General features: G+C 66.4%; 16 protein-coding genes. 12 read left to right on the forward strand and 4 right to left on the reverse strand.

The annotated features are described in order from the left end of the window. The first annotated feature begins 37 nt into the window (after positions 1 to 37). From S58_RS34495 to S58_RS34510, 4 genes are all read left to right on the forward strand, one after another. Positions 38 to 556 carry a hypothetical protein gene (locus S58_RS34495; RefSeq protein WP_015670074.1) on the forward strand — a complete coding sequence of 173 codons (519 nt, stop codon included), beginning with the start codon at positions 38 to 40 and terminating at the stop codon, positions 554 to 556. A 70-nt stretch (positions 557 to 626) separates the two neighbouring features. After that, positions 627 to 1,091: an Rrf2 family transcriptional regulator gene (locus S58_RS34500; RefSeq protein ID WP_015670075.1), complete on the forward strand. Its 465-nt coding sequence runs from the start codon at positions 627 to 629 to the stop codon at positions 1,089 to 1,091. Continuing rightward, complete coding sequence (locus S58_RS34505; RefSeq protein ID WP_015670076.1) at positions 1,081 to 1,788, forward strand: class I SAM-dependent methyltransferase; 708 nt, start codon at positions 1,081 to 1,083, stop codon at positions 1,786 to 1,788. The genes S58_RS34500 and S58_RS34505 overlap by 11 nt, the downstream gene beginning before the upstream one ends. Positions 1,789 to 2,048: 260 nt before the next feature. Continuing rightward, a complete protein-coding gene (locus tag S58_RS34510) occupies positions 2,049 to 3,374 on the forward strand; it encodes a hypothetical protein (RefSeq protein ID WP_015670077.1) in 1,326 nt (441 codons plus the stop codon). A 55-nt stretch (positions 3,375 to 3,429) separates the two neighbouring features. Here the strand turns inward: S58_RS34510 and S58_RS34515 are convergent, their stop codons facing one another. Then, positions 3,430 to 4,320 carry a hypothetical protein gene (locus tag S58_RS34515; RefSeq protein ID WP_015670078.1) on the reverse strand — a complete coding sequence of 297 codons (891 nt, stop codon included), beginning with the start codon at positions 4,318 to 4,320 and terminating at the stop codon, positions 3,430 to 3,432. A 388-nt stretch (positions 4,321 to 4,708) separates the two neighbouring features. On the opposite strand from S58_RS34515, the gene S58_RS34520 reads away from it, so the two are divergent. Together S58_RS34520 and S58_RS34525 are read left to right on the forward strand one after the other, a co-directional pair. Next, positions 4,709 to 7,108, forward strand: a complete 2,400-nt coding sequence (locus S58_RS34520; RefSeq protein WP_015670079.1) for a membrane-bound PQQ-dependent dehydrogenase, glucose/quinate/shikimate family — start codon at positions 4,709 to 4,711, stop codon at positions 7,106 to 7,108. Positions 7,109 to 7,358: 250 nt separating this feature from the next. Next, positions 7,359 to 9,431, forward strand: a complete 2,073-nt coding sequence (locus tag S58_RS34525) for a putative bifunctional diguanylate cyclase/phosphodiesterase (RefSeq protein ID WP_015670080.1) — start codon at positions 7,359 to 7,361, stop codon at positions 9,429 to 9,431. A gap of 122 nt (positions 9,432 to 9,553) precedes the next feature. Here S58_RS34525 and S58_RS34530 read toward each other — a convergent pair whose 3' ends face one another. Then, positions 9,554 to 10,735 carry a substrate-binding domain-containing protein gene (locus tag S58_RS34530; RefSeq protein WP_015670081.1) on the reverse strand — a complete coding sequence of 394 codons (1,182 nt, stop codon included), beginning with the start codon at positions 10,733 to 10,735 and terminating at the stop codon, positions 9,554 to 9,556. 186 nt (positions 10,736 to 10,921) lie between these two features. Between S58_RS34530 and S58_RS34535 the strand changes: the two genes are divergently transcribed. The 3 genes from S58_RS34535 (at position 10,922) to S58_RS34545 (ending at position 14,161) form a co-directional block, all read left to right on the forward strand. Then, positions 10,922 to 11,365 carry a MarR family winged helix-turn-helix transcriptional regulator gene (locus tag S58_RS34535; RefSeq protein ID WP_015670082.1) on the forward strand — a complete coding sequence of 148 codons (444 nt, stop codon included), beginning with the start codon at positions 10,922 to 10,924 and terminating at the stop codon, positions 11,363 to 11,365. A gap of 342 nt (positions 11,366 to 11,707) precedes the next feature. Beyond that, positions 11,708 to 13,612 carry an acyl-CoA synthetase gene (locus tag S58_RS34540; protein WP_015670083.1) on the forward strand — a complete coding sequence of 635 codons (1,905 nt, stop codon included), beginning with the start codon at positions 11,708 to 11,710 and terminating at the stop codon, positions 13,610 to 13,612. Between the two features lie 78 nt (positions 13,613 to 13,690). Then, on the forward strand, positions 13,691 to 14,161 hold the full coding sequence (locus tag S58_RS34545) for a GNAT family N-acetyltransferase (protein WP_015670084.1): 471 nt from the start codon (positions 13,691 to 13,693) through the stop codon (positions 14,159 to 14,161). A gap of 42 nt (positions 14,162 to 14,203) precedes the next feature. Here the strand turns inward: S58_RS34545 and S58_RS34550 are convergent, their stop codons facing one another. Continuing rightward, positions 14,204 to 15,181, reverse strand: coding sequence for a glycerophosphodiester phosphodiesterase (locus S58_RS34550; protein ID WP_015670085.1), 978 nt, complete (start codon positions 15,179 to 15,181; stop codon positions 14,204 to 14,206). Positions 15,182 to 15,446: 265 nt separating this feature from the next. On the opposite strand from S58_RS34550, the gene S58_RS34555 reads away from it, so the two are divergent. The 3 genes from S58_RS34555 (at position 15,447) to S58_RS34565 (ending at position 19,795) form a co-directional block, all read left to right on the forward strand. Next, complete coding sequence (locus S58_RS34555; RefSeq protein ID WP_015670087.1) at positions 15,447 to 16,745, forward strand: flavin-dependent oxidoreductase; 1,299 nt, start codon at positions 15,447 to 15,449, stop codon at positions 16,743 to 16,745. Between the two features lie 86 nt (positions 16,746 to 16,831). Beyond that, on the forward strand, positions 16,832 to 18,001 hold the full coding sequence (locus tag S58_RS34560) for a glycoside hydrolase family 3 N-terminal domain-containing protein (RefSeq protein WP_042340424.1): 1,170 nt from the start codon (positions 16,832 to 16,834) through the stop codon (positions 17,999 to 18,001). A 543-nt stretch (positions 18,002 to 18,544) separates the two neighbouring features. After that, entirely contained in the window at positions 18,545 to 19,795 is a 1,251-nt protein-coding gene (locus S58_RS34565) for an IS4 family transposase (protein WP_244440677.1), read from the forward strand. Between the two features lie 163 nt (positions 19,796 to 19,958). Here S58_RS34565 and secA read toward each other — a convergent pair whose 3' ends face one another. Continuing rightward, positions 19,959 to 22,811 carry a preprotein translocase subunit SecA gene (gene secA / locus S58_RS34570; RefSeq protein ID WP_015670089.1) on the reverse strand — a complete coding sequence of 951 codons (2,853 nt, stop codon included), beginning with the start codon at positions 22,809 to 22,811 and terminating at the stop codon, positions 19,959 to 19,961. Positions 22,812 to 22,928 lie beyond the last annotated feature (117 nt).

Below are 22,928 nucleotides of genomic sequence, written 5' to 3' on the forward strand. Positions count from 1 at the left end.
CCTTGATGCGCGGCCCCATCGGCGAGACGATGTCGGCATGACGTCCTCGAGCGACACTTCGAAACGCTGCGGCGATTGCACGCTGTGCTGCAAGGTCATGGAGATCGAGCAGCTCGCGAAACCCGCGCACGCATGGTGCCCGCATTGCCGACCCCGGCAAGGCTGCACGATCTATCAGGATCGCCCGGCTGAATGCCGCGATTTCAGTTGCCTGTGGCTGGTGAATGATCTGCTCGACGAGGCCTGGCAGCCGAGCAGAGCCAAGTTCGTGCTGACGACGTCGGAGGACGGCATCGAGGTGCGCTGTGATCCCGGCTTTCCTGACGCCTGGCGACGTGTCCCCTACTACGCCGAGATCCGCGAATGGGCCGTCTCCGGCGAACAGCACGACGTCACCGTCATCGTCATCACCGGCCGCCGCGTAGTCCTCATCACCCCCGAGCGCGAGTTCGATCTCGGCGAGGTCGGTCCTGACGAGCGCATCGTGCGCGAGCTCGAAGGCACGCGCGTCGTCGATGCACGCGTCGTCAGAGTCGATCCGCCCGTCGAACCCTGACGTGCAATGCGCCGCCGCGCCCGGGCCGCCGGGTTGACCGCGGGGGATATCATGCAATATTAAAAGTTACATGAGACCCAACAGCCAGCTGTCCGGCATCCTGCACGTCCTGCTCCATATGGCGGAGCACGACGGTCCGGTCACGTCCGAGGCCCTCGCATCGATGATACAGACCAATCCGGTCGTGATCCGCAGAATCATGGCCGGCCTCCGCGACGGCGGCCATGTGCGCTCCGAGAAAGGCCATGGCGGCGGATGGACGCTCGCCCGCGATCTGGCGACCGTCACCCTGCGCGACGTCTACGATTCACTCGGGCGGCCATCGCTGTTCGCCATCGGGAATCGAACCGAGAATCCGGACTGCCTCGTCGAGCAGGCCGTCAACGCAGCGCTCGACACCTCCCTGCAGGCTGCAGAGACGCTGCTGCTGTCCCGCCTCGGCGCCATCACGCTCGCGGCGCTGAGCGCTGATTTCCACGACCGCCTCGAACGACGAAAGCGACCTCGCAAAGGAGACGTTTGTCATGACGGCTGAGATTGCCGACGGCGCGCAGCAATTCATGCGCGCGTTTTCCGATCCGGAGTTCGTCGCGCGCTACACCGACGGACCGCGCCGCTTCGTGCCCGGCCTCGACGGACTGCATCGGATGACGGCCGTCCTGCTGGCCGAACGGGCGCCCAAACATGCGAAGGTGCTGGTGCTCGGCGCCGGTGGAGGGCTCGAGCTCAACGCGCTGGCGGAAGCCCATCCATCCTGGACATTCGTCGGTGTCGATCCGGCGCCGCAGATGCTGCAACTCGCCGAACGCACGCTCGGCGCGCGGATGAACAGGGTCGAGCTGATCGAGGGCACCATCGACCATGCGCCTGCCGGCCCGTTCGACGCGGCGACTTGCCTGCTGACGCTGCATTTTCTGGCTGCGCCGGAACGTTTGAGGACAGTGCGCGCCGTGCATGACCGGCTTCGTCCTGAAGCGCCTTTCGTGGTCGCGCATAGTTGCCTGCCCAAGGAGCGGGTCGAGAGGTCGCTGTGGCTGGACCGCTACGCCGCCTATGCGGTGGCGTCCGGCACCGACCCGGAGCAGGCCAGGACGATGCGCGCGACCGTCGATGCCAGCGTCAACATGCTGAGCCCCGACGAGGATGAAGCCGTCCTGCGCGACGGCGGCTTTCGCAACGCCCGTCCATTCTTCGCCGCGCTGACCTGGCATGGCTGGATCGGCCACGCCTGAAACACGGCGGCAAGGCCATCGGGCCAACGGGCCATCGAACGAGCGCGGCATGGACAGCCTGCCAATTAGTTGCCCGTCATGCCCGGCCCCCCGTCTCGCGGCTCCGGAAGACGTAGACGGCCGGCCTCGCGGAGAAGCTTCAGGCCGGAGCCTTGCCACCTCAAAGCCTTGCGTGATGTCGCGCACGGAGCGCGCGGCTGACATCTGCGACAACGGGGCCGTCACCCGAGGCGAGGTGACGCAACCGAGAGGAGCAGATCATGAGCTTTTGGGATGACATCGGAGATGCAGTCAGTTCCGCCGTCGATGACGTGAAGGACGTCGCGAAGGACGTGGCGGGTGCGGTCGGCGGCGCGGCGGGCGCGGTGGTCAACACGGTGGAGCATGTGGCCGGCGATGCGGCGCATGCGGTGGGCAGCGTGGTGCATGGCATCGGCGCGCTCGGCGGCGAGGCGATCCATACCGTGGGCGGCGTGCTCGGCGCGATCGGACACGGTGCCGAGGCGATCGGCGGCGGCCTGCTGCATACGGCCGGAGACGTGGCGTCGACCGTCGTCCATGTCGGCGGCGACCTGCTCCATACCGGGGTCAGTGTCGTCGGTGACGTGGCGTCCGGCGTCGGCCATCTGGTGCATGGCGACATCAACGGCGCCATCAACGACGTGACGCATATCGGCAGCGACATCGTCGACGGCGGACTGCACGTCGCGGGCGACGTGGCGCATGGCGCGCTCGGTGTTGCCGGCGACCTCGCACACACCGCGGTCGGCCTCGGCGAAGCCGGGCTGGAAGCGGCCGGCGCGGTCGGCCAGGGCGCGCTCGGCATGGCCGGCACCATCGTCGGGACGGTGGCCGATGTCGGGACGGATGCGCTCGACGCCGCCGGCGCCGTGGTGAAAGGCGGCTTCGACGCCGGCGTGGCGGTCGCTGACGGCGCCATCGGCGTGGTCACCGATACGGCTTCTGCTGCGGGCCACCTGATCGGCGGGCCGATCGGTGAAGCGATCTCCGGCATCGCCCACGGCGCCGACGCGGTCGGCACCGGCATCGTCAATGGCGTCGGCCACTTCGTTGGCGAAGGTCTCAACGGACTGGCGCAGACCGCTGGCGACATGACGAACACGATCGGTCATCAGCTCGACGCGATCGGGCACGACCTCGGCTCGCTGGTCAACGATCTCGGGCATGGCGATTTCGGCGCCGTGATCAACGACGTGTTCAAGCTGGCGCAGGACGGCCTGCGCAGCGACGGCAGCATCCAGATCGCGCATGCGGGGACGGACGGCGGCAGCCATGGCGGGTTCTGGGACTCGATCGCGCAGGCGATCCACCAGGCGGGCGACAGCGCCCAGGGCGGCGCTGGCTCTGGTCCTGGCCTCAGCCCCCCCGGCCCGCTGCATGGCGAGGGTTCGTCGCACAACCCGATCATCGTCGACAATTTCGGCGACCATGGCCACGCCGGCAACACCGGCATCGTGCCGCCGAACTTCGACCACGCGCCGGTGGCCGTGCACGACGCCCCGCATGTCGACTACAGCCACGTCGTTCAGATGGACGACTCGCATCACTTCGCGATGCACGGCTGAGATCGGCCACATACGAGCTATCACCCCGCCGCACGCAGCGCGGCGGGGTGTCGCGTCAGGACCGATCGGCGCTGTGCTGGACGATCGCCGGCGGCGCCACCGTGGTCTGCGCGCGATAGCCCGGCAGATGATCGTTCATCGCGGAGAGCGCGCACAGCGCCAGCGAGCCCCAGACGGCGGCGCTGAAATACAGCGACATCCAGGCGATCTCTTCCTTCCAATGCTCGAACTCGTGGGTGACGGTCCAGCGGGTCGCGACGTCGCGCAGACCGTCGAGCGGATGCAGCAGCGGCGTGCCGGCGGCATGCTCGATGCGCCAGCGTCGCAGATACATCGGCACGTCGACCACGATCAGGAAGGCGAGATAGCAGGCGATACCGACGAGACCGGCGATCAGCAGCCAGCGCACCATGCCGTCGAACTCCGGCAGCAGCCGGCCGAGCCCGATGCCGACCAACAGGAAGGCGACGGCCCACAGCGAATTCTCGATCGCGTTGTAGAAGAAGTTCCTGGTCAGCACGGCGTACCAGGAGCAGATCTCGGCGACGACGATCAAGGGCACGATGATGCGGCTCATGTTGATCGCGGTCTCGGCATCGGCAATGGCGCCGAGCTGCGCCAGGATGATGGCCCATTGCGCCGCGAAGGCGATCTCGGCGATGGTCGCGACGCTGCGGCCGATGAACACGCTCGATAGCCAGCTGTCGACCAGGCAGATGCGCTGCACGTCGGCGCGCGGCAGCACCGAGCGGAAGGCGCAGCCGAACACATAGGCCGCCGACAGCGCCAGCATCGGGCCGGTCTGCGAGGCCTGGCTGATCGCGCCGCCGCCGTTGAGCTGGCGGTACAGGATGAACCAGAACGCGATGTTGGCCAGGCTGACGAGCGTCAGCATCGCCCACCACAGGGCGACCGGGTTCGACAAGGCTCGCTGCTGCGCACGCATCCGGCACTCCAACTTTCATGTGACTGACATCCGATCGTATTAATTCCGTCACGGAGCGGCAACCCGTTCCGGTCCCGGGGGACGCAAAAGCGCGTGTGGTGGGGGAATCGTAGCCCGGATGAGCGGAAGCCTGCGCCCGGAGGGCGGAGGCGGACGCGACATCCGGGTTCTCACGACCTGTCACCGGTGAACCCGGATATCGCTGACGCCGACGCCGAAGCGGCGTCGGCTGGCGCTCATCCGGGCTACCAGGCGCCGCTCCCCGGCGGAACGCAAGCGAAAGCCCATCGTCGCCAACCCGCAGCAAGGAACTTCCGTGTCGCAGCGCCGTTCATGACGCGATTGCGGCATCGCGCCGCGCCTTTTCGTCGTCAGCCTGGAGCCGCGCATGGCCGCCGCCCGCGATCTGCAGCGCGCGCCGCTGCTCATTCTCACCGCCATCGTCATCGGCCTGATGGGGCTGGCGCTGCTCGCCGGCGGCGCCTGGCTCGCCGCGATCGGCGGCTCGTTCTATTATCTGATCACGGGCGCTACGCTGCTGATCACGGCGTGGCTGCTGTGGCAGCGGCGCGCTGCGGCGCTGTGGCTCTATGCGGCGCTGCTGCTGGGCACCATGATCTGGGCCGTTTCCGAGGTCGGGCTGGATTTCTGGTCGCTGGCGCCGCGTGGCGACGTGCTGGCGCCGCTCGGCGTCTGGCTGCTGCTGCCATTCATCACGACGCATCTGGTCGGCGACGTCAGCGCGGCGCGCTGGGGTCTGCTCGCCGTGCTGGCCGTCGCCGTCGTCGTGCTCGGCGCCTCGCTGCGCGGCGATCGCTTCGGCGTTGCCGGCAGCCTGCCGCAAGCCTCTGCCGCGACGGCAGGCACCGATACCGCACCGGCGGAGGCGCAAGCGGACTGGACCGCCTATGGCGCCAGCAATTTCGGCACGCGGTTTTCGAGCCTGAAGCAGATCACCAGGGACAATGTGAAGAACCTGACGCTGACCTGGGAATTCCGGACCGGCGATCGCAAGGGCCCCGACGATCCCGACGAATTCACCAATGAGGTGACGCCGCTGAAGATCGGCGAGACCCTCTACACCTGCTCGCCGCACCAGCTCGTGTTCGCGCTCGATGCCGCCACCGGCAAGCTGCGCTGGAAGTTCGATCCCAAGATCGAGCACCACAAGAATTTCCAGCACATGACCTGCCGCGGCGTGGCCTATCACGAGACCAAGCCGGGTGCGGTCGACGTCGCCGGCGCAGCGGCGCCGGCGGACTGCGCCAAGCGCATCTTCCTGCCGACCAATGACGGAAGGCTGTTCGCGCTCGATGCCGACAGCGGCAGGCCGTGCGCGGGTTTTGGCGATCACGGCCAGATCGACCTCAAGGCCGGCAACGAGATCACCACGCTTGGCTTCTACGAGGGCACCTCGCCGCCCGTCGTCACCGACAAGGTGGTGATCATGGCCGGCGCCGTGATCGACAACTACTCCAACAAGGTGCCGTCGGGCGCGATCCGCGGCTTCGATGTCTACACGGGCAAGCTGCTGTGGGCGTTCGATCCCGGCAATCCCGATCCCAACGAGATGCCGTCGGCGACGCATCACTTCACGCCGGGCTCACCGAACGGCTGGAGCGTCGGTGCCGCCGACGAGGCGCTCGGCCTCGTCTACATCCCGCTCGGCTCGAGCTCGCCGGACATCTGGGCCGGCAACCGCAGCGCCGACAATGAACGCTATGATTCCGCACTGATCGCGCTCGATATCGCCACCGGCAAATTGCGCTGGTCGTTCCAGAACGTGCATCACGATCTCTGGGACATGGACATGCCGTCGCAACCGAGCCTCGTCGACATGCCGGGCAAGGACGGCGTGGTGCCGGCGATCTACGTGCCGGCCAAGACCGGCAACATCTTCGTGCTCGACCGCCGCGATGGGCATCTGTTGGTCCCCGCGCCGGAGAAGCCGGTGCCGCAGGGTGCTGCGCCCGGCGACCGGCTGTCACCGACGCAGCCGTTCTCGGAGCTCAGCTTCCGCCCGCGCCAGGAGCTGACGGGCGCGCAGATGTGGGGCGCGACGATGTTCGATCAGCTCGCCTGCCGCATCATGTTCAAGCGGCTGCGCTACGAGGGCCCGTTCACACCGCCCTCCGAGCAGGGCACCCTGGTGTTTCCCGGCGATTTCGGCATGTTCGAATGGGGCGGCATCGCCATCGATCCCGTGAGAAAAATAGCGATCGCCAATCCGCAATCGATCCCGTTCGTGTCGCGGCTGGTGCCGCGCGGCAAGGACAATCCGGCCGAGCCCAACGAAGCGCATCCGCCGGGCACCGAGCTCGGCGTGCAGCCGATGTACGGCACGCCCTACGGCGTCTCTCTCGGCATCTTCCTGTCGCCGCTCGGCATCCCTTGCATGGCGCCGCCCTGGGGCAGCCTCGCCGCCATCGATCTCAAGACCAACGCGATCATCTGGCAGCATCGCGTCGGCACCATCCGCGACCAGGCGCCGCTGCCGCTGCCGTTCAAGCTCGGCGTGCCGATGCTCGGCGGACCGATGGTCACCGCCGGCGGCGTCGCCTTCCTCAGCGGCACGATGGACGACTACATCCGCGCCTTCGACGTCAATGACGGCCGTATGCTGTGGCAGGACCGGCTGCCGGCCGGCGGCCAGTCGACGCCGATGACCTATGAGGCCGGTGGCCGGCAGTACGTCGTCACCGTCGACGGCGGCCACGGCTCGTTCGGTACCAGGCTCGGCGACTACGTCCGCGCCTATGCGCTGCCGGGCAACGTCGCAAGCCGGTAGACAGGTAGCGTCCGTTCCAATACCTGCCGCATTCGCGCCTCGCCGTTGAGACTTTGGTCACGATGTTTTTGGTTCCGTGAACGCATCCTGCGGCCCCCGCAGACGTATTAATCAGGAGATCGCCAGACCTCATGCATCACGAGGCGGGCGCAACCTCCACACGGATTGACGCTTCGGTAACCACGATGGCGGCGGCGACAAGCCGACGACACTGCGGCGCGTAGTTCGCCCAAACGAGGGGCCCCGTTTGATGTTGACGATCCTGTCCTGCCTGCCCGCCGAATACGATCTGCGCTACGTCGCCGCCGCGCTGCTGGTGTGCGTGCTCGGCTCCCTGCTGTCGATGCGGCTGCTGGCGCGGGTCCGGCGCAACGCCGGCCTGCGACGCTTCCATCTGCTGTTCCTGGCCGGGCTGGTCGCCGGCGGCACGGTCTGGACCACGCACTTCGCCGCCATTCTCGGCTATGACGCGACGGGACAACGCTCGTTCGAACCGGGCATGACATTCACCTCGCTCGGCCTTGCGGTGGTGTTCGCGTGGCTCGGCTTCTTCATCACGACCCGGACGCAGCGCGGCCCCCTGATCGAAGCCGGCGGCGCGGTGTTCGGCTTCGGCATCGCCGCCATGCACTACACCGGCATGAACGCGCTCAATCTGCAGGGCGTGCTGACCTGGAACATGCCGGTGGTGTGGCTGTCGATCGCCCTTGCCATGGGCTTCGGCGCCATCGCCACCAACCGCATCGCGCGTCCGGTGACGCGCTTCTGCAAATATGGCAGCTCGCTGGCGATGGTGCTCGCGATCCTCAGCCTGCATTTCACCGGCATGTACGCGCTGACATTGGCGCCGATGGCGGCCACCGGCGCAGCCGTGCAGTCGCTCTCGGACAGCGTCATGCTGGTCACCGTCGTCACCGGCATCGGCCTGATCATGGCGATGGCCGCCTCGGCCTACACGATCGACATGCAGGCGACGCAGGAAGCGGTCGAGAGCTATCGGCAGCTGGCACTGCAGGATCCGCTCACCGGCCTGCCCAACCGCAACGGTCTCGGCCAGCGGCTGGCACCGCTGACGTCCGGCGACGGCGACGAGACCGCGCATCTGGCCGTGCTGGCCATCGACCTCGACGGCTTCAAGGACATCAACGACGCGCACGGCCGCTCTGCCGGCGATGCGGTGCTGACGACGATCTCACAGCGGATTTCCGCCACGCTGCAGCCCGGCGAATTCCTGGCGCGGATCGGCGGCGACGAGTTCGTGGCCGTCAAGAGCAAGATCTTCGCGCGCACCGAGGTCGCGAAGTTCGCAGAGCGCATGCGTGCGCTCGTGCTCAGCCCGGTCGATTGGGAGGAGCGCAGCCTCTCGGTCGGCTGCAGCATCGGCATTGCGCTCTACCCCGATCACGGCCTCACCGCCGACGAACTCTGCACCCGCGCCGATCTCGCGATGTATCGCGCCAAGAGTCTCGGCCAGGGCAAGATCTGCACCTACGAGACGGCGATGGACGAGACCAGCCGGCGCCGCGCCGAGCTCGCCATCGACCTCAAGCGCGCCCTGGTGCGCAACGAGTTCGAGCTGCACTACCAGGTGCAGAACGACACCCAGAGTGGCGACATCATCGGTTTCGAGGCGCTGCTGCGCTGGAATCATCCGAAGAAGGGCCGCGTGCCGCCGAACGATTTCATCCCGCTGGCCGAGCAGACCGGGCTGATCGTCGACATCGGCGACTGGGTGCTGCGCACCGCCTGCGCTACCGCGGCCAGCTGGAGCCGGCCGTTCAAGGTGGCCGTCAACGTCGCGCCGATGCAGCTCAACTACGATCTGGCGAAGCGCGTCGCCGAGGTGCTGCGCGAGACCGGGCTCCCACCCGAGCGGCTCGAGATCGAGCTGACCGAGACCGGCATCATCGCCGACCGCCAGCACGCGCTGCAGGTGGTGCTGGCGCTGAAGGCGCTCGGCGTCACCGTGGCGATGGACGATTTCGGCACCGGCTATTCGTCGCTGTCGACCTTGCAGGTGTTTCCGTTCGACAAGATCAAGGTCGACAAGAGCTTCATCCAGTCGGTCGAGACCAGCGTGCACGCCGCCGCCATCGTCAAGGCGACGCTGCTGCTCGGACGCAGCCTCAACATTCCCGTGCTGGCCGAGGGCGTCGAGACCGAGCAGCACCTCGCCTTCCTGCGCAGCGAAGGCTGCACCAGCGTGCAGGGCTTCCTGTTCGGCAAGCCGATGCCGCGCGAGGCGATCAGCCGCATGATCCGCGAGGTGTCGGAGGCAAAGGCCCCCACGCAGCCAAGGCCGAGCGCGAGCGCCGCGGCGTGAGTTGCTGCATCTCAGCGTCGTGATCGCCAGTTGCTGAACCGAACAACCGGCTGCGAATACCCCCTCCCCCTCCAGGGGAGGGTGGGCATCGGCACCCAGTTCGGCCGACTTCGCAGCGTTGCTCAGAACGTGCGGATGATCTTGAAATCCAGCCCGTCGGCGGCGGCGAGATGCATCGCCATGCCGGCGCGGCCCTGGCGGATCGTCACCTCGCCGCGGGCGCCGGAATAGACGATGTTGCGGCCGGACGTGGCCAGCGGACGCAGCGACAGCGAGCCGGCGCGTTCGGCAGCCGCCTTCAGGAAACGCAGGCCTTCGTAGTTCGACTGTCCGACCGAGCCGACGGGCGGCGCGTTGGCGCCGAACATCGCGGTATACAGGCCCATGAACTCGTCGTTGGCACCAGAGCCGATGCAGCTGAAATAGCCGGAGGCGGAGTACAAGTTCTCGGTGTTGTCGGCGCCGATGCCGAGCAGCACGGTCTCGTCGACCGCACCGGCGAGTCGCAAGGTGGTCGCGGCCAGCCCGGATTCGGCGAACGCGCGGTTGAAGGTGATGCTGTCGGTGCCGATCAGCGAAACCAGCACGACGTCCGGCTTGGCGGCGCGGATGCGCGCCAGATGCGCCTCGTGGTCATCATTGCCGACCGGCACGAACTCCTCGCCGACGACCTGGCCGCCGGCCTCGGCGATGTAGGTCTTGGTCTGGCGGTGCGACCGCCACGGCCAGACATAGTCGCTGCCGATCAGGTACCAGCGCCTGGCGCCCCTGTTCTCCGCCAGCCAGTGAATGGCCGGGCGGGTCTGGCTGTGCGGCGTCTCGCCGATCGCCATCACGCCGGGCGTACGCTCGCCGCCTTCATAGACCGGCGTGTAGACGTAGGGGATGCGGCCACCCAACAGCGGACGGAGCGCCAGCCTGACGGCGCTGATATGCGAGCCCATCACGACGTCGATGTCGTCGAATTCGAGCGCATCCCTCGCGCGCGCGACGACGTCTTCGACCGGCCCGCCGGAATCATAGAACGACAATTCGATCTCGCGGCCGAGGATGCCGCCGCGACGATTGATCTCGGACACCGCGAGCAGCGCGCTGTTGGTCGCCGCCGGGCCCCAGATGCCGGGGGAGCCGGAGAAGGTCAGGAAATTGCCGATGCGCAGCCTGCTCCGGGAGCCGCGCCGCTGGATGCGGTCGGGATCGAAGGGGGCGAGTGCAGGAAGGCCGGCCCGCCAGGGCGGGCTCCTGAACAGCAGGGATGACGGCAGACTGAGACGCCCGGCCGGGACAGATCCTGTCGAGAGCACACCCACTCCTTGGCCCGCAACCATGGTTGGCCCGCTGTGGGCCGGCGGTCATACGCCGTCAAAATCAGCACGCGTTCGGCAAATATCCTATTCGAAAATGTTGAATGTTCAAGAATTGGGATGCATATAGATCGGGCAGCAACTGCCGGACAATCATTCAAACCGGGACCGCAAGCGAAGTTCATCGTGGCCAAATCGCCCCACCCCAACACGCCCCTCACCGAACACCTCGCCTATCTGCTGGCGCAAGCCAACCGGGAGATCAACCGGCAGCTGGAGACGCGCCTGAGCACGGAGGGCGTGCCAGTCGAGCAGTGGCGCATCCTCAAGGTTCTCTCGGACGGCGAGGGGCACTCGATGGGCGATCTCGCCGATGCGGTGCTCTTGAACCATCCGACCCTGACCAAGATGACCGACCGGATGGTGTCGGACTCGCTGGTCTACCGCCGCCAGGACGCCAATGACCGCCGCAAGGTGCTGATGTTCATCAGCGACCGCGGCAAGGCGCTGTGCAAGCGGCTGAACTCGCTGACCGCCAGCCAGGAGGCGCACATCCTGGAGAATTACGGCGACAAGGCCACCGGCGAGCTCAAGCGACTGCTGGAAAATTTGATCGACGCTGCGGGTTGAGACACGCTGCGCTGCAGCCGTTCAGGACCGAACTCCATCCTCCCGTCATTGCGAGCGCAGCGAAGCAATCCAGAGTCCCGCCCACCACCCTGGATTGCTTCGCTGCGCTCGCAATGACGCGGAGTTCGGAGCGACGTTCGCGCCGCATCAAAAGACTTGGCCCTTCCCACCTACTTTGCCTGCGGCAAATCGGTCCCTTCGCCCGGAAACGCCGGGATAGACGCAAGACGAATCCTCCCTCATCCTGTCCTCTAGAGATCGCGATGAACGGGCCATAGAGCCCGCGCGCGACCACCGGCCACGTTTCGGCCGGACGAGGACACGACAGAGGGAGGACAGGCCATGGGCATTCATTTGCTCGATCGCGCCATCGGCAGCGACTATCCGACATTCGCCAGCACGGCCGACATCCGTGCCTTCGAGCAGATGCCGTACGGCGAACGGATCGCCGCTCAAAGCACCTACGACGCGTTGAAGTGCGGCGCGGCGGCCAATCCGGACGCACCGGCAATCCAGTTTCTGCCCAACGCCGATCCGGCCGATACGCCGGTCGTGATCTCCTATCGCGACTTCGTCGCCCGGGTGACGCAGGCGGCCAACTTGTTTCATGCGCTGGGCGTCGGCCCGGACGACGTCGTCAGCTTCATGCTGCCCTTGGTGCCGGACGCCTTCGTCACGCTGTTCGGCGCCGAGGCCGCGGGCATCGCCAACCCGGTCAACCCGCTGCTCGAGCCGCACCAGATCGCCGAGATCTTGGATGCCGCCAAGACCAAGGTGCTGGTGGCGCTCGGCCCCCTGCCCGGCACCGACATCTGGCAGAAGGTCGAGAAGGTGCGCGGCAGCTGCAAGCACCTCAAGGCGATCGTGCAGGTGCTCGGCGGCGGCGATCCCGCCAACGGCATTCATGCGTTCAACGACCTGATCGGGCCGCAGCCCGGGGATCACCTGGTCAGCGGCCGGCAGATCAAGGCCAGCGACACCGCGGCCTATTTCCACACCGGCGGCACCACCGGCACGCCGAAGCTGGTGCGCCACAGCCATGGCAACCAGGTCTACCAGGCCTGGGGCGTCAACCTGATCCTGAAGGCAAAGCCGGGCGGCACCCTGCTGTTCGGCATGCCGCTGTTTCATGTCGGGGGATCGCTGACCCAGGCGCTGCAGACACTGTCGGCGGGCGGCAGCCTCGTCGTGCTGTCGGGCGCCGGCTGGCGCAATCCGAATGCGGTGCGCAACATCTGGGGCCTGGTCGAACGCTTCAAGCCGGAGACGCTGTCGAGCGTGCCGACGGTGCTGGCCGCGACGCTCGCGGTGCCGCAAGGCCAGGCCGACATTTCCAGCCTGCGCTACGCCGCCGGCGGCGGCTCGGCGATTCCGGTCGCCGTGGGACAGGCGATCATGGACAAGCTCAAGCTGCCGGTGGTCGAGGTCTACGGCATGACCGAGACCGCGAGCGTGCACACAATGGCCTATCCGGACCAGCCGATCCGGCTCGGCTCGGTCGGCCTGCCGCTGCCCTACGCGCAAGTGCGGATCGTCAAGCTCGATGCCGACGGGCACTATGAGCGCGACTGCGCGACCGATGAGATCGGCGTCGTCATCATGGCCGGGCCCGGCGTGTTCTCCGGCTATCTCGACGACACCCACAACAGGGGCGCCTTCGTCGACGGCCACTGGGTCAACTCCGGCGATCTCGGCCGGCTCGATGCGGACGGCTTCCTGTGGATCACCGGCCGCGCCAAGGACCTCGTCATCCGCGGCGGCCACAACATCGATCCGGCGCCGATCGAGGAGATCCTGTTTCAGCATCCGTCGGTCGGCTTCGCCGCGGTAGTCGGCCAGCCCGACGCCTACGCCGGCGAATTGCCGATCGGCTATGTGCAGCTCAAGCCGGGCGCGAGCGTGCAGCCGGGCGAACTCGAGGACTGGGTGCGCGCCCGCACGCCCGAGCGCGCGGCGGTGCCGGTGCAGATCATCCCGATCGATCCGATGCCGGTGACCGGCGTCGGCAAGGTGTTCAAGCCGCAACTGCGCTGGGATGCCGCGACGCGGGTGTTCACCAAGGTGCTGTCGCAGCTGACCGACCGCGGCGTCGATTGCAGCGTCAAGGTCGGCGCCCATGGCAGCCATGGCAGCCTCGCCACAGTGACATTGCGCGACGTGCCGGCGGAGAGCCGCGAGGCTGTTGAGAACGAGGTGCACGCGCTGCTGGCACCGTTCGTGATCCGGCATGAGGTGGTGATGGGGTGAGGCCCCGCTCGGCATTTGATCGCGACGGTTGTGTTCTGGCATCATGGCAGCGGGTTCAGTTCGCCAGGCTGTTTGCAGATGAACGAGACCGACATCACCATCGCGGTCGAAGATGCCAAGCAGGCCGACGTAGCGGCCCTCATGGCGGAGGCCGACGCCTATCTGCGAACGCTTTACCCCGCTCAAGGCAGTTTTCCAGTCGATGTCACCGCGCTCTCGGCGCCGGGAGTCGTCTTCCTTGCGGGCCGTCGCGACGGATCGCTGCTCGGCTCGGTCGCCCTTCGGCCGATCGCTGCGGCACATGCAGAGGTCAAGCGACTGTTCGTGCACGAAGCGGCACGCGGATGCGGGCTCGGACGCAGGCTCCTCGGGACACTGGAAAGCGAGGCCAGGGCGCGCGGCGTCGATCGCATCAGCCTCGAAGTGGGCATCAGACAGCCACAGGCGATCCAGCTCTATCGCAGCGTCGGCTATCGGGATTGCGGGCCCTTCGGTACCTACCGCCTCGACCCACTCAGCCTGTTCATGACGAAACGATTCACGCCTTGACCAGGCCGCGCGACCTGCCCGCGGAAGTACATCGAGACGATTCTATTTCTCCGGAAGGCCTGGCGCCGGCCGCTGAATGTGCAGCTGTCCCACAGGCTTTGCCAAACCCTTTTCAGCAGCCACCTTGCGCAACAGGTCCGGCCGATCGGAGATGATGCCGTCGACGCCGATATCCATCAGCCGGGCCATGTCATCCGGCTTGTTGACGGTCCACACCACGACTTGCAAGCCGAGCGCATGCGCCTCGCTGATCAGCTCGAGAGTCACGTCGGCGAAATAAGGCGACCACACCTTGCCGCCCGCCGCATGAATCGTTGATGGCAGCGAGCCGCCGTGGTCGGCGGGATTGAAACCGGCGGTCCAATGTGTCGCCTGGGTCAGCGAGACGTTCGGCGACCTGCCGCGCTGGATCGTCAGATACACGGTCGGAATGGCAGGCGCGCGCTGCTGCACCAATTGCAGGGTGCGCCAATCGAACGACTGGATCATCACGCGGTCGGCGAAATGCTCCGCCTCGATCAAGCCGAGCAGCAGACTCACGAAGCGCTCCGGGTCGGGCGCCTCCGCTGGATGATCGGGATCGAGCTTGGTCTCGATGTTAAGCCGCACATGCGCGTCGCCCGAGCCGCGCACGAGGTCGATGAGCTGTTTCAACGTCGGAATTCGCGGCGGTGGAACGCCTGGACCGGACAAGACCCGCTGCTCCGGAAACTGCTTGGCGTAGTCGCTGCCAGGGCGGATCTCGCCGATGTCGTAGGACTGCACCTCGGCCAGCGGCAGCTCGATCAGCGGCGAACCAGGTGGCGCGACGTAGTTACCGTCGGCGTCGCGGGCGAGATCGGGATTGAGGCGCCGCTCATGCGAGATCACGAGCACGCCGTCGCTTGTGACGCCGACATCGAGCTCGAGCGTGTCCACCCCCATTGCCAGCGCGGCGGCGAACGCCTGCAGCGTGTTCTCGGGATGCAGCGCGCGACCACCGCGATGGGCCTCGATATCGAATGCCATATCAAAGGCCATGGCTGGGCTCGCAAGCAGGAGCAGAACGAGGCTGAGGACGAGAGAGGGACGCCGCATGGCGGCAGACTATCATACCCCGCAGCGGCGGCCATTGCCCTTGTCTGGGCGGGCCTTCTGCACTAGGCCTTTTCAGAAGCCGCCGGGCGGGACACCGGCCGGTGACCCAGGGGAGGACGGGTTTGCGCGGCCAGCTCCGGCCCGTGGCATCGGCTGCCGTCACCGCCCCTTCCATTAGCGTCCTTCCTGCGTGCAACGGATCAAGCGTATGACCGACCTTCCCGTAATCATCGCCGGCGGCGGCATCGGCGGCCTCGCGACGGCGCTGACCCTGCAGCAGATCGGCGTGCCCTGTGTGGTCTATGAAAGCGTGCGGGAGATGCGGCCGCTCGGGGTCGGCATCAATCTGCAACCCAATGCGGTGCGCGAGCTGTATGATCTCGGCATCGGCGCTGATGATCTCGATCAGGTCGGCGTGCCCGCCCGCGAATGGGCGCTGGTCGGGCTGAACGGCAACGACATCTATTCCGAGCCACGCGGGCTCGGAGCCGGCTACAACTGGCCGCAATATGCCGTGCACCGCGGCAAGCTGCATGTGCTGCTGTATAGCCGGCTGGTGGAGCGTGCCGGGCGCGACGCCGTGCGGCTTGGCAGCCGCGTCGCCGGCTATGAGAAAAACGCGGACGGCTCCGTGACCGCACGCGTCGAGCATGCCGATGGGTCGCGCTCCGAGCAGCGCGGGCGGCTCCTGATCGGCGCCGACGGCATTCATTCGGCGGTGCGCGCGCAGATGCACCCAACGCAGCCGCCGATCCACTGGGGCGGCGCGGTGATGTGGCGCGGCGTGACCTGGGCGAAGCCGATGCGCACCGGCTCGTCCTTCGTCGGGCTCGGCACCCATCGCCACCGCGTCGTGGTCTATCCGATCTCGCATCCCGATCCCCGGACGGGGCTGGCGCTGATCAACTGGATCGCGGAAGTCACGATGGACAACACCGAGGGCTGGAAGCAGACCGGCTGGTTCCGGCAGGTGCCGGTGAGTGAGTTCGCCCAGCATTTCGCCGGCTGGACCTATGACTGGCTCGACGTGCCCGCGCTGATCGCCGGCGCCGACGGCGCCTATGAGAACCCGATGATCGACCGCGATCCGGTCCCGACCTGGGTCGACGGCCCGGTGGCGCTGATGGGCGACGCCGCGCATGCGATGTATCCGACCGGCTCCAACGGCGCCAGCCAGGCGATCGTCGACGCCCGCGTGCTCGGCGCATCGCTGCTCACGCATGGCGTGACGCCGGCCGCGCTCGCCGCCTACGACGAGAAGCTGTGCGGCCCGATCTCGCAGGTCATCCTGCGCAACCGCGGCGCCGGCCCGTTCGGCCTGCTCAACCTGGTCGACGAGCGCTGCGGCGGGACGTTCACGAACATTGACGATGTCATCCCGCCGGCGGAGCGCGAGGCGTTCATGGCGGGCTACAAGAAGGCTGCGGGCTTTGCGATCGAGCAGCTGAACTCAGCGCCGCGGACGATTGCCGAGGGAGCGAAGGTCGGCGCTCTGGCAACGATTTGAGCGCCCGCCAGCACGGCGAGCACCGGTTGCCAATCGCTGCGGCCTGCATCTGAACCGGCCCACATAAGACAGCCTCCGAGGCAGTGATGAGCAGCACAGCCTTGCCACGACGATTTGTCCAACAGGCCCTGATCCTTGCATCCCTGATCCTGTCGGGACAGGCCGGTGTTGCCGCCAGCTGCAGCAACCGAGCGGCCATCTCGCAAGCGGTCGGTCCGATGATCATGGCCGGCTTCTTCGGGACCAAGACATCGGATCCGGGATTTCAGCAGGTGCTGAGCGATCTCGAGAATGGCCTGGTCGGGGGTGTCGTCCTCCTCGGCCGCAACGTCGGAACGCGAGACGACCTCGAAGCGATGATCGACCGGATCCGGTCCTGCAAATGCACGGCTGCACCCTTCATCGCCATCGACGATGAAGGCGGCACGGTCGAGCGGCTCGGACAGAACATTGGGCTCGCGGAAACGCCTTCGGCCGCAGACATCGCCCAGGGCTCGGTCGCGGCGGCGCACACGGCCTACACCGCTCTCGCCGAGAAGCTCGCGGCGCTGCACATCAACATGAATCTTGCGCCGGTGGTCGACCTCAACACCAACCCGTCAAACCCGATCATCGGGCAGCGGCAACGCAGCTATGGCAGCGAGCCCGACACCGTCGTGCGCTATGCGGCGGCGTTCATCCACGCGCATAGAAAGAAGGGCATCCTGACGGTGCTCAAGCATTTTCCGGGTCATGGATCGTCGACCGCCGACAGCCACGCCGGCATTGCCGACGTCACCACCACATGGTCATCAGCCGAATTGAAGCCGTACAGGCGCCTGATCCGGCGGGGGCTGGCTGGCGCCATCATGGTGGGACATCTCGCCAACGCCCGGCGATGGGGCGGCGTCGCAACCCAGAGCGGCGGCCACGCGGTCGATCGTCTGCTGCGCCACGACCTGCGCTATGACGGCGTGGTCATGACGGATGACCTCGCGATGAAGGCCATTCTCGATGCCAAGCCGCCGGCCGCCGCCGCCATCGACGCGGTCAAGGCCGGGGCTGACATCATCATGTTCACGAAATTCAGCGACGAGGACCAGACCGCCGATGTCGGCCGCGACATCAACGCCGCGCTGACTACAGCCGTATGCTCTGGCGAACTCAAAGCCGATGCGCTGCAACGCTCCGTCGCGCGCATTCGAAAATGGAGAGCGGGCTGGACGCGGCACAGCCGCAGGCAAGCACAGCGCCACACGAGCGTCACTGTGCTTTGATCCGGGTCCCATACTGCCAACGGGTGCGCGGCGGCATGTTGGAGCTATCAGTGCCTCAGCACATCGGCCTGCGGTTAGGGATGCCGGCGTTCGCCGGGATGACAGCGAAGCATGTGCCCGCATGGTGCCGAGCAAATGGTGAGGCCCTGCGTTCGCAAGGATGGACCGTCGAAGGCCTGCCCCCATAGCGCCCAGGAAATGGTGTCGTCCCCGCGAACGCGGGGACCCATAACCACCGGCCGATTTGAGGGAGCAGGCTGGAGCGATCAGCCTGCCTCCTCACGGCATCCTGTGGTTATGGGTCCCTGCGTTCGCACTAAGGTTTCTACACGTCTGGCGCGACAGATTGACTCGGGAAGTCATGATGTTGTGCCGTCTTTGCGGGTTGTATGATTCCATCTCCGATGCTTGATTCAAGGGAGCATCGGAGATGGAGCGAGAGCCGGATCTGTCACTGGGGGAGTTTGGCGACGTTCGCCTCGATAAAAGGGGGCAGCGTTCGTCCAGGCTATGCTTTGCACGCGCAGCGTCTGCCTGCGCCGGATGGCGCAGGGTGACTGGGCCGCGTACATGGCGTACTGGCGGTTTGTGAACAATCCGCAAGTCACGATCGATCGGCTGATTGAAGGCTGGAGCCGGCAGACGGCGACTGTGGTCGCGGGGCGGCATGTGCTGGCGATCCAGGACACCAGCGAGGTCAAGTTCCAGACGCGGAAGGGGCGGCGGCGCGGACTGGGCGAGGTCGGCAAAGGCAATGCCCGTGGCGTGCTGTTGCATGCGATGTTGGCGGTCGATGCCGACAGCGGCGCCTGCCTCGGTCTCACCGGCGGCAAGGTGTGGACGCGCCGGGGCAAGGTGAAGGTGCCTCACGACCAGCGGGAGTTGGCCGACAAGGAATCGGCGCGCTGGGTGACGACCGCCGAACAGGCCTGTGACGTTCTCGCTGCCGCACGCATGATCACCGTCGTCAATGATCGCGAAGGGGAGTTCTTTGCGCATTGGGCTTTGACGCCGGGAGACAACGTCCACCTGCTGACGCGAGCCATGCACGATCATGCGCTGGCCGATGGCAGCACACTCTACCAGGCGGTGGAGCGAGCGCGCTTCTGCGACAAGGCGATGATCGACCTGCCGCAGCGCATGGATCGCCGCGCCCGCCAAGCTCAGCTCTCGCTGCGGTTCGGAACGGCCGAGCTCAAGCGGCCGGCGCGCCCCGGCGTGAAGGGCCTGCCGGAGCGCGTCGAAGTCAGCTTCGTGGAAGTCGTCGAATTGCATCCTCCGAAAGGGGCTGAGGCCGTTCATTGGCTGCTCTTGACCACTCATTCGATCGCCAAGGCGTCCGACGCTTGGCAGATCGTCTCCTGGTACAAGCAGCGCTGGATCATCGAACAGCTCTTCCGCTCGCTGAAGACCCAAGGGTTGCAGATCGAGGACAGCCAGCTCGAAAGCGCCCAGGCCCTGATCAAGCTCGTGGCCATCGCCACCAAAGCAGCCTGCATCGTCATTCAGCTCGTTCAGGCTCGCAACGGCGGTCAACAACTGCCGATCGAATGCGCCTTCACTCCGGAAGAAATGAAGGCCCTGGCGGCCATCAACAAGACGATGAAGGGCAGGACCAAGCTTCAGGAAAACCCTCATCCTGCCCAAACACTCGCGTGGGCGGCATGGATCATCGCCAAACTCGGCGGATGGACCGGCTACGCCTCCCATCGGCCTCCCGGGCCCATCACCTTCCACAACGGAATGAGTCGCTTCCAAATCCTCGTCGCCGGCAGAGCCCTCCAAACCGTGTAGAAACCCTAGTGCGTTCGCAGGGACGACGGCAATGATTTGGCGCCGATCCCGGCCAACCGCGTCGTTGCGAGCGCAGCAAGACAATCCAGAGTCGCGCGCGGGTCTCTGGATTGCTTTGCTTCCGCTCGCAATGACGATCGAAAGACTGCCGCAGTTCTCTCGCTTACGCGTAGCGGCCGTGGCAGTGCTTGTACTTCTTGCCGGAGCCGCAGGGGCAGTCCTCGTTGCGGCCGATCTTGCCCCACGTCGTCGGGTCGTTCGGGTTGCGCGCCTCGGCCGGGACCGGGGCGGCGCCGGAGGACGGCACCAGCGAGACGTTGGCGAAGGCCATCTCGTCCTCGCCGGTGGTCGGATCGGCGTGATGCGCCTGCATCGGCGGCAGCACCTGCTGCTGCTCCTCGGGCGGCACGATCTCGACCCGCATCAGCTGCGCGGTGACGGCCTCCCGCAGATGCGCGATCATGGCCTCGAACAGCGTGAAGGCTTCCGACTTGTACTCCTGCAGCGGATCGCGCTGGCCATAGCCGCGCAGGCCGATCACCTGGCGCAGATGGTCGAGCATGATCAGATGCTCGCGCCAGAGGTGATCCAGCGTCTGCAGCAGGATGGTCTTCTCGACGTAGCGCATGACGTCGGGGCCCCATTGCGCGACCTTGGCGGCCATGCGCTCGTCGGCATGGGTCTCGATGCGCTTGAGCAGCTCCTCGTCGGCGATGCCCTCTTCCTTGGCCCAGTCCTCGACCGGCAGGTCGACGTCGAGCACGCGCTTCAATTCTTCCTTCAGGCCGGCGACGTCCCACTGCTCGGCATAGGCATGCTCGGGCACGTGCTTGGCGACGAGGTCGTCGATGAAGGCGTGACGCATGTCGGTGATGGTCTCGACCACGCTCTCGTCCTGCATCAGCTCGACGCGCTGGTCGAAGATCACCTTGCGCTGGTCGTTCTGGACGTTGTCGAATTTCAGCAGGTTCTTGCGGATGTCGAAGTTGCGCGCCTCGACCTTCTGCTGCGCCTTCTCCAGCGCCTTGTTGATCCACGGATGGATGATGGCCTCGCCTTCCTTCAGGCCGAGCCGGGTCAGCATGCTGTCGAGCCGGTCGGAGCCGAAGATCCGCATCAGATCGTCTTCCAGCGACAGGAAGAATTTCGACCGGCCGGGATCGCCCTGGCGGCCGGAGCGGCCACGCAGCTGGTTGTCGATGCGGCGGGATTCGTGGCGCTCGGAGCCGATGATGTACAAGCCGCCCGGCTTGGTCACGGTCTTGGCGGGCTTGGCGCCCTTGGCCGGCTCAATCTCGACCGTCTCCTCGGCCTTCAGCACGATCTCGCGGAAGCTGGCGATCTCGGCCTTGAGCTGCTCGATCTTGGCGGCCTTCTCGGCCTCGTCGGTAATCCCGGCCGTCTCCTGCTGCAGGCGCATATCCAGGGAGCCGCCGAGCTTGATGTCGGTGCCGCGGCCGGCCATGTTGGTCGCGATCGTGATCGCGCCGGGCACGCCGGCTTCGGCCACGATATAGGCTTCCTGCTCGTGGAAGCGCGCGTTCAGCACCGCGAACAGTTTGGCGGGTTTGCCTGCGCGCGCCGCCGCATAGAGCTTGTCGAGCGCACGCTCGCTGCCGAAATCGATCTGCTTGTAGCCGTGCTGCTTGAGATAGGCGGCCAGCACTTCCGACTTCTCGATCGAGGCGGTGCCGACCAGCACCGGCTGCAGGCGCGAATTCGCGCGCTCGATCTCGGCGAGGATCGCGGCGTATTTCTCCTGCTGGGTGCGATAGACCTCGTCGTCCTCGTCGAGACGCGCGACCGGCAGGTTGGTCGGGATCTCCAACACTTCGAGCTTGTAGATGTCGAACAGTTCGTCCGCTTCCGTCGCGGCCGTGCCGGTCATGCCGGCGAGCTTGGAATACATGCGGAAGTAGTTCTGGAAGGTGATCGAGGCCAGCGTCTGGTTCTCGGGCTGCACCGGCTGGTGCTCCTTGGCCTCGAGCGCCTGGTGCAGGCCTTCGGAATAGCGCCGGCCCGGCATCATGCGGCCGGTGAATTCGTCGATGATGACGACCTCGCCGTCGCGGACGATGTAGTCCTTGTCGCGGGTGAACAGCGTGTGCGCACGCAGCGCCTGGTTGATGTGGTGCACGACGGAGACGTTCTCGACGTCGTAGAGCGACTCGCCCTTGAGCTGGCCGGCGTCGCGCAGCAGCGTCTCGATCTTCTCCATGCCGGCTTCGGTGAGCGTCACCGTGCGCTGCTTCTCGTCGACCTCGTAGTCGGTCTTGTCGAGCTTCGGCACGAAGGTATCGATGGTGTTGTAGAAATCCGAGCGATCGTCGAGCGGGCCGGAGATGATCAGCGGCGTGCGCGCCTCGTCGATCAGGATCGAGTCGACCTCGTCGACGATGGCGAAGAAGTGCCCGCGCTGGACCATGTCCTCCAGCCGGTACTTCATGTTGTCGCGCAGATAGTCGAAGCCGTATTCGTTGTTGGTGCCGTAGGTGATGTCGCAGGCATAGGCTGCCTTGCGTTCGGCATCGTCGAGGCCGTGGACGATCACACCGGTGGTGAGGCCGAGGAAGCCGTAGATCTGGCTCATCCAGCCGGCGTCGCGGCGGGCGAGGTAATCGTTCACCGTCACGACGTGAACGCCCTTCCCGGCGAGCGCGTTGAGGTAGACCGCCAGGGTCGCAACCAGCGTCTTGCCTTCGCCGGTCTTCATCTCGGCGATGTCGCCCTCGTGCAGCACCATGCCGCCGATCAGCTGGACATCGAAATGGCGCTGGCCGAGGGTGCGCTTGGAGGCCTCGCGGACGGTCGCGAAGGCCGGGACCAGGAGGTCATCGAGGCTCTTGCCCTCGGCGATCTGCTTCCTGAACTCGTCGGTGCGCGCCTTCAGGGCCTCGTCCGACAGCGTGGCGAGCTCCGGCTCCAGCGCGTTGATGGCGTTGACACGGGACTGGTAGCCCTTGACGCGACGGTCGTTGGCTGAGCCGAAGAGCTTACGGGCGAGCGCGCCGATCATACTGAAATCCTGCCTCTATGGGGTCTGCGTTGCAGCCGTAACTCGTGCTTTGGGTTTGCTGTTCCCGACGTGATGCACCGCAGCACCCGCGCCAGGCTCGAACTTCGGCGCCGGGCG

This window comes from Bradyrhizobium oligotrophicum S58, assembly GCF_000344805.1.
GTDB lineage: Bacteria > Pseudomonadota > Alphaproteobacteria > Rhizobiales > Xanthobacteraceae > Bradyrhizobium > Bradyrhizobium oligotrophicum.

What these genes read in the sequence shown, in the direction of transcription:
- secA (WP_015670089.1), bottom strand. Translation starts at nt 22,811, where the DNA reads ATGATCGGCGCGCTCGCCCGTAAGCTCTTCGGCTCAGCCAACGACCGT.
- S58_RS34500 (WP_015670075.1), top strand. Translation starts at nt 627, where the DNA reads ATGAGACCCAACAGCCAGCTGTCCGGCATCCTGCACGTCCTGCTCCAT.
- S58_RS34540 (WP_015670083.1), top strand. Translation starts at nt 11,708, where the DNA reads ATGGGCATTCATTTGCTCGATCGCGCCATCGGCAGCGACTATCCGACA.
- S58_RS34550 (WP_015670085.1), bottom strand. Translation starts at nt 15,181, where the DNA reads ATGGCCTTTGATATGGCATTCGATATCGAGGCCCATCGCGGTGGTCGC.
- S58_RS34520 (WP_015670079.1), top strand. Translation starts at nt 4,709, where the DNA reads ATGGCCGCCGCCCGCGATCTGCAGCGCGCGCCGCTGCTCATTCTCACC.
- S58_RS34555 (WP_015670087.1), top strand. Translation starts at nt 15,447, where the DNA reads ATGACCGACCTTCCCGTAATCATCGCCGGCGGCGGCATCGGCGGCCTC.
- S58_RS34505 (WP_015670076.1), top strand. Translation starts at nt 1,081, where the DNA reads ATGACGGCTGAGATTGCCGACGGCGCGCAGCAATTCATGCGCGCGTTT.
- S58_RS34515 (WP_015670078.1), bottom strand. Translation starts at nt 4,320, where the DNA reads ATGCGTGCGCAGCAGCGAGCCTTGTCGAACCCGGTCGCCCTGTGGTGG.
- S58_RS34565 (WP_244440677.1), top strand. Translation starts at nt 18,545, where the DNA reads ATGGCGCAGGGTGACTGGGCCGCGTACATGGCGTACTGGCGGTTTGTG.
- S58_RS34510 (WP_015670077.1), top strand. Translation starts at nt 2,049, where the DNA reads ATGAGCTTTTGGGATGACATCGGAGATGCAGTCAGTTCCGCCGTCGAT.
- S58_RS34495 (WP_015670074.1), top strand. Translation starts at nt 38, where the DNA reads ATGACGTCCTCGAGCGACACTTCGAAACGCTGCGGCGATTGCACGCTG.
- S58_RS34525 (WP_015670080.1), top strand. Translation starts at nt 7,359, where the DNA reads ATGTTGACGATCCTGTCCTGCCTGCCCGCCGAATACGATCTGCGCTAC.
- S58_RS34545 (WP_015670084.1), top strand. Translation starts at nt 13,691, where the DNA reads ATGAACGAGACCGACATCACCATCGCGGTCGAAGATGCCAAGCAGGCC.
- S58_RS34560 (WP_042340424.1), top strand. Translation starts at nt 16,832, where the DNA reads ATGAGCAGCACAGCCTTGCCACGACGATTTGTCCAACAGGCCCTGATC.